This is a genomic window from Paenibacillus sp. P4_A7 (assembly GCF_056402455.1).
Genome location: NZ_JBFUHJ010000322.1, coordinates 1 through 6,274, shown reverse-complemented (window position 1 = coordinate 6,274; position 6,274 = coordinate 1). Strand labels below are relative to the sequence as shown.

Here is a 6,274-nt window from a genome sequence, read left to right as displayed (position 1 = left end):
GAACAAAAGCAGCTAAATAGATCGCAATAAATAGGATGATTTCGGCACCACGCCGGAATCATCTTATTGTTGATTCATAGATAGGAGAGTGATCTGGACTTGGAGGCAATTCTTTATCAGATGGTGTCTAGCTTATTGATGCTTACGGTGCTGCTTGCCTTACTATCGATTGTATTCATTAGCTGGAAAAATGGTATTTCACCCATGCCTTCATCTGACCCAGTCAGACGTRTGGTTATGAAGGAAATTAAACGACTGCCAAGCGAGGGCATCATGGTAGAAGCGGGTTCAGGCTGGGGGACGGTCGCTCTGCAGGCGGCAAAAGTGTGCCTAGGTTGGAAAGTCATTGGAATAGAAAACTCCTTGATCCCYTTGTGGGTGTCGAGACTCGCGGCAAGGCTGGATAGGCGAGGAAGCCCTGCTAATCAGGTAACCTTTATTCGGGGCGATCTGTACAGCTATCGATACGAAAGCGCTGATTTGGTTGTGTGTTATCTCTATCCGGGTGCGATGAAACGATTGAGCGTTATTTTACGGGAACAGATGGTGCCGGACGCACAGATCATAAGTATTTGCTTCGCGCTTCCGGACTGGGAGCCCGAACGGGTTATTACTTGCACGGATACATATCGGACGAAGGTGTACCTTTATAAGGTATAACCAAGCCATCTTTTAATGAAAGTAGGTCTAATTCTAATATGAATGTTCATGATCAATTTGGCGATATAGATATTTATTTATTTGATCAGCTGTTAAAAGGCCGAATTACAAAGGATATGCGGATTTTGGACGCGGGCTGCGGCAGGGGACGTAATCTGGTTTATTTGCTCCGTAATGGTTATGAGGTGTTTGCTATTGATCAATCGGAAGAAGCGGTGCGTACTGTTCAGCAGCTCGCGGGCAAGATAGCGCCTAGCTGGCCCTATGAGCAGGCTCGTGTGGAAGCTGTAGAGAGTATGAGCTTTGCGGACAGCAGCTTTGATTTTATTATAAGCAGCGCGGTACTGCACTTTGCTGACAATGAAGAGCATTTTCTGCAAATGGTGAAGGAGCTATGGCGGGTGTTGAAGCCAGGCGGGATGTTATTTGCGCGTCTAGCCTCGTCTATCGGAATCGAGACGGTGATACAGCCGCTAGGAAATGAACGCTATCTGCTCCCGGATGGAAGCAAACGGTTCCTTGTTAATGAGGAGAGACTCCAAGCAACGACGGCGATGCTGAACGGCATCTTTTTCGAGCCAATCAAAACCGTACATGTATCGGGTCAACGTTGTATGACCAACTGGTGTATTCGGAAGCAGGAATGACAGACAGTAAGCAGTTTGCTGCACCAGCATAGCTGCGATACTGCGATAGTTTGAGCAAGGCGGAGTCTTCAAAAGGCTCCACCTTGCGCTTAGATGCTATAGATGAAGCCACCAGACGCCGGCGCATTCGGGCAGCTGAACAAGCTTTTGTGCAGCTACTTTATTGGCTAACTCTTCGTCGAAGAAGAAGCGTGTTAACTCTTCAGCTTGCTCGGCATTGTCGAATTGATAGTCCATTCGAATCCATTTATGAGAGAAGCCATAATCCTGCTCTAATGCAGCATAATAGGGCTTCAGAAACTCAGGCGGGGAGGGCTCTTCAAAGCCTGTGCCCATCGTTTCGAAAATAATGATCGTTCCGTTCGGCCGCAGTACACGCTTTAGTTCATTTATAATCTCCCCAAGGTTTTGCTCCCATTCCGGAATACCCGTGTTCGTTGAGTAACAAATACTCCAGCCGGATACGATCAAATCGGCACTGTTATTTTCCAAAGGAAGGCTGCGATGATCAGCCACCTTTGTTGTCCAGTTCGTATGTCCGGCTTCGCTCAGTCTTTCCTCGTTTATGCGCAGCATATCCTCGAAGGCATCAAGCGCAATAATTGTTTTTGCCTTTGCGGCAAGCACCGCTGTCAGCCTTCCCGTACCTGCTCCAAGATCGACGATATCTAATCCGCTGTACGGCCGTATTTCGTCTATAATCTTGTCCAAATCAGGCTGCTTGTCTATTAACTGATGGTATTTGTCGGCTTCACTTGCATAAATGGAATCATGGTCTGGCATGCTTAATTCCTCCCTAGATCAAATGGTTCACACGCAAACGATTATTTGTCTGGAAAAATGGCCCTTCTTAGCGACGCAGCGATCTGCGATAGTTAAGCCTGCACCTTCTATCATCTCATCGATCGTCTCAATCGTAATGACAATTACTTTATCGGCAATACGACGAGCGTGTTTAAGAATGGAAAATTGCTCCTCAGGAGTTGTATTGGAAAATAAGTTGTATGGCATATCAATAATAGCTACATCGTATTTTTCCTCTATATTAGCTATGTCACCTAAAGTAACGACACCCTCAAAGCCAAAGTGAGCAATATTCTCGCGTGCCCCTCGTGCTATAAAATGATTGATATCGCGGCCGACGATGTCAATGCCCATGGAGAGGGCTTCTACGAGCACTGTCCCGATACCGCAGCAAGGATCGATGGCTTTGATGCCTTTCGGATTAGGCACCGCGATATTAGCGGCAGCTCTTGCTACACGTGTACTCAGCGCAATGGAGTAACTGCGGGGCTTCTTCACATGATCCAGCCAAATCGCTTTGCTTTTGACATATTTTCCAAAATACCAGCGTCCTCCAAGCGTAATGATACCAAATATATGATCCGGCTTACGCACATCGGCTTCCCCGGTAATACGCATGCCAAGCTCACGTTCAATGACGCGTTGGTCATCGTATTCTATTTTGTCAGCGGGCGCTAAATCATTCGTTTTCACAAATAGACATTTGAACGTTTCATCACCCATGTTCATAGCCTCTACCTGATCATAGATTTGCGGCAGCGTATCTCCCTCATATAGTATCTCTACGCGTTCTCTCATAAACGGACTTCGGCTAGGATCGATAGCGATGCTGCTTTTCAAAATATTGCCCGGAGCCTCCATTCCAAAAATAGCTCGCATTTCCAAGTAACACAATGATTGTTCATCCACACGGTAAGCATACGTATATATAAATGCCGGCTCTCGGCTCGGTGTATTCAAGCATGTCCCATCCTTTATAGCTATATATTTAAGTTCCTCTCAAACCATATCGTGAAACGGCTAGAATTGCAAAGGTAGGGTGGCTAGAGGCTATTGATCGACTCTCCCAGGAACGTCTCAAGCAGAACCTCTTCCATTACATCGCCAACCTCGGCTGTTTTCGAGGATAACTCAATACTGTTGTAGTTGCTTACGGGTGTTTGCAATTTAATAACATTGTCTTTGCCTGACAATAAGGAGCCACGTTCTAAAGCATGTAAAAAGGATAGAGCTTCTTGAGGGAAAGCCGCCAGTTACAAGAAGAAGCTGCATAACTTTTTTACAAATGAAAATGCTTAAATGGTTAGTCTAAGGTTTTGTAACTATGCATTATGAAATTGATTCAAATTTAAAGGGGAAATGAAAAAAAGGCCGAATTATAACAGTTATTGACATATTGGATTTAACATAGTAGGTTCTGATATTCGAAAAAAGAAAACAATTTGATGGAGGATTTTAAAATGGGAGGTTTGGGCAGCGTGAAAGAACGAAGCGGTAGATCTATTTTTTCGCCTACTAGAATGATAATATTTTTGGCGTCGATTGCTGCGCTCTTGGCAGTTATGTTTTATTATCTTGTTTTCCCTGCTGCGGCAGCTGCACCGACTAGTCAGAATTTTGATGGCGTTGGAGGAGTTATCAAGAGTCCCGACAAAGGTTCTCTTACACTTGACGGAATCATTTATTCAACGGATGCTGATGACTACTTGACGGTCGATACCATCAGCAACATTACTGGAGGTCTTACTAGTCTTGGCACTGGTTATGGTTTGAGTTCTTATTTTGATGGTAATGATCCGAACGCTACGTACTTTCAATTCGCTTCCGAGAACAATGAGAATAACTTTAAGCTGACCTCTTTTAATGCGGAGGTTTGGGGCCATGCTTCAGAAAATAGTCAAGTGTATAAAATCAATGGATATGATAACGGCGTCATGAAAGCAACGGCGACTGTTAATTTTGCCGTTACTGGCACCTATGAACCTGGGGCTTCTTCCATTAGCTACAATCGTCTTACGACGTTGACGGAAGAAAATAGCGGTGGTAATAGTGGATTATTATCGTTTACTGGTAGTGCATGGAACAATATCGACCAACTTCGCATGACTGTTGCTGATGTAAGTCCGAATACGTTTATGAGCATAATGATCGACAATCTTAATTTCGCTACCCCTATTGTACCTGCCACCTCTCCCTCTGCTACTACAGGTGCAGCAACCAGTGTTTCGTATACGAGTGCAACGCTGAACGGTACTGTTAATGATAATAATGCTAATACTACCGTGACATTTGAGTATGGAACGACTAGCAGCTATGGTACGAATGTTTCTGCGACTACAGGAGGATCTATAACTGCAGGTGCAGGTAATACAGCGGCATCAGTTAGCCTTACAGGATTATCGGAAAACACCACTTATTATTATCGCGTTAAAGCAGTGAATGGTGTGGGGACTACCTATGGAGGTCAACAGACATTTAAGACGCTTGCACCTGCACGGACAGCAACTGCATCGGCGGAAACCGCGAGCCCTATCGCTGGCGCAGCTGATTCGGTGACGCTGACGGTCAAAAATTCGCTCGGGCACACCGACACTACATTTAATGGAGCCCACAATGTAACAATCTCGGGCTATACGCAAGCGCCGAATGGCTCTTATGGCAGCTTTAATGGAGTTGCTCTAAYAGCATCGCCGAATACGATTACCGTAACCTTCACGAACGGCATTGCAACGGTGGACCTGAAGCTCAATCACGCTTCRCTGCAGACTATAGGCTTCAGCATAGCTGGCGTAGCTACACCGGCAACGAATACACTTGGCATCACGCCAGTGGCAGGCAGTACGGCAACGATGGCAGTAACAACTGATATAACAGCTCCTGCAAGCAATGGCGGCGTGTTCGCCCAGCAAGTGGTTATCACACTTAGCGATGCTTATGGAAACATGAGTATAGGCGACAACTCAACTGTAATCACGGCTTCGAAGAAGGATGCTGGTGAGTGGACGCTCAAGGGAACGATGGAAGTTACGGCCAGCTCTGGCACAGTGACCTTTACTGACTTAGGTGCAGACAATGAAGCAAGTGTAAGCGGAGCTCAGCTCGCCTTTGCTGCAGCGGGATTAACTCAAGTGACAAGCGGGACTGTGACATTGCCAGCTCCTGCACCTGCACGGACAGCAACTGCAGCGGCGGCAACCGCGAGCCCTATCGCWGGCGCAGCTGATACGGTGACGCTGACGGTCAAAAATTCGCTCGGGAATACCGACACTACATTTAATGGAGCCCGCAACGTAACAATCTCGGGCTATACGCAAGCGCCGARTGGCTCTTATGGCAGCTTTAATGGAGCTGCTCTAACAGCATCGCCGAATACGATTACCGTAACCTTCACGAACGGCATTGCAACAGCGGACCTGCAGCTGAATCACGCTTCACTGCAGACTATAGGCTTCAGCATAGCTGACGTAGCTACACCGGCAACGAATACACTTGGCATCACGCCAGTGGCAGGCAGTACGGCAGCGATGGCAGTAACAACTGATATAACAGCACCCACAAGCAATGGCGGCGAATTCGCCCAGCAAGCGGTCATCACGCTTCGCGATGCTTATGGAAATACGAGCATAGGCGACAACTCGACTGTCATCACGGCTTCGAAGAAGGATGCAGGTACTTGGACACTCAAAGGAACGATGACAGCTAAGGCAAGCGCCGGAATTGTGACCTTTACGAACCTGGGCGCAGATAACGAAGCTAGTGTAAACGGAGCTCAGCTCGCCTTCGATGCAGCGGGATTAACGCAAGTGACAAGCGCGACTGTGACATTACCAGCTCCTGCACCCGCACAGACAGCAACTGCATCGTCGGCAACCGCGAGCCCTATCGCTGGCACGGCTGATACAGTGACGCTGACGGTCAAAAATGCGCTCGGGCACATCGACACTACATTTAATGGAGCTCGCAACGTAACAATCTCGGGCTATACGCAAGCGCCGAATGGCTCTTATGGCAGCTTTAATGGAGCTGCTCTAACGGCATCGCCGGATACGATTACCGTAACCTTCACGAACGGCATTGCAACAGCGGACCTGAAGGTCAATCACGCTTCGCTGCAGACTATAGGCTTCAGYATAGCTGGGGTAGCTACACCGGCAACGAATACA

At 47.2% G+C, this 6,274-nt stretch carries 6 protein-coding genes; 3 read left to right on the top strand and 3 right to left on the bottom strand.

Going from position 1 to position 6,274, the window contains the following annotated elements; all coding sequences use genetic code 11:
* Positions 1-99: 99 nt before the first annotated feature.
* Both AC1DWN_RS25030 and AC1DWN_RS25025 read left to right on the top strand, forming a co-directional pair.
* The gene (locus AC1DWN_RS25030; RefSeq protein ID WP_477561610.1) at positions 100-660 is read left to right on the top strand and encodes a class I SAM-dependent methyltransferase; all 561 of its coding nucleotides are present in this window, start codon (positions 100-102) and stop codon (positions 658-660) included.
* Positions 661-698: 38 nt separating this feature from the next.
* Positions 699-1,307, top strand: a complete 609-nt coding sequence (locus AC1DWN_RS25025; protein WP_477561609.1) for a class I SAM-dependent methyltransferase — start codon at positions 699-701, stop codon at positions 1,305-1,307.
* Between the two features lie 96 nt (positions 1,308-1,403).
* Here AC1DWN_RS25025 and AC1DWN_RS25020 read toward each other — a convergent pair whose 3' ends face one another.
* The 3 genes from AC1DWN_RS25020 to AC1DWN_RS25010 form a co-directional block, all read right to left on the bottom strand.
* Positions 1,404-2,090 carry a class I SAM-dependent methyltransferase gene (locus AC1DWN_RS25020; protein ID WP_477561608.1) on the bottom strand — a complete coding sequence of 229 codons (687 nt, stop codon included), beginning with the start codon at positions 2,088-2,090 and terminating at the stop codon, positions 1,404-1,406.
* Between the two features lie 27 nt (positions 2,091-2,117).
* Positions 2,118-3,071 (bottom strand): TRM11 family SAM-dependent methyltransferase, encoded by a 954-nt coding sequence (locus AC1DWN_RS25015; protein ID WP_477561607.1) that lies wholly within the window; start codon positions 3,069-3,071, stop codon positions 2,118-2,120.
* 83 nt (positions 3,072-3,154) lie between these two features.
* On the bottom strand, positions 3,155-3,304 hold the full coding sequence (locus AC1DWN_RS25010) for a hypothetical protein (RefSeq protein ID WP_477561606.1): 150 nt from the start codon (positions 3,302-3,304) through the stop codon (positions 3,155-3,157).
* A gap of 267 nt (positions 3,305-3,571) precedes the next feature.
* Between AC1DWN_RS25010 and AC1DWN_RS25005 the strand changes: the two genes are divergently transcribed.
* Positions 3,572-6,274: beta strand repeat-containing protein (locus AC1DWN_RS25005; protein WP_477561605.1), on the top strand; the 2,703-nt coding region annotated here is incomplete at its 3' end.

Bases quoted from the DNA above. Each gene is read 5' to 3' on its own strand.
- AC1DWN_RS25025 (WP_477561609.1), top strand. From the start codon at position 699: ATGAATGTTCATGATCAATTTGGCGATATAGATATTTATTTATTTGAT.
- AC1DWN_RS25020 (WP_477561608.1), bottom strand. From the start codon at position 2,090: ATGCCAGACCATGATTCCATTTATGCAAGTGAAGCCGACAAATACCAT.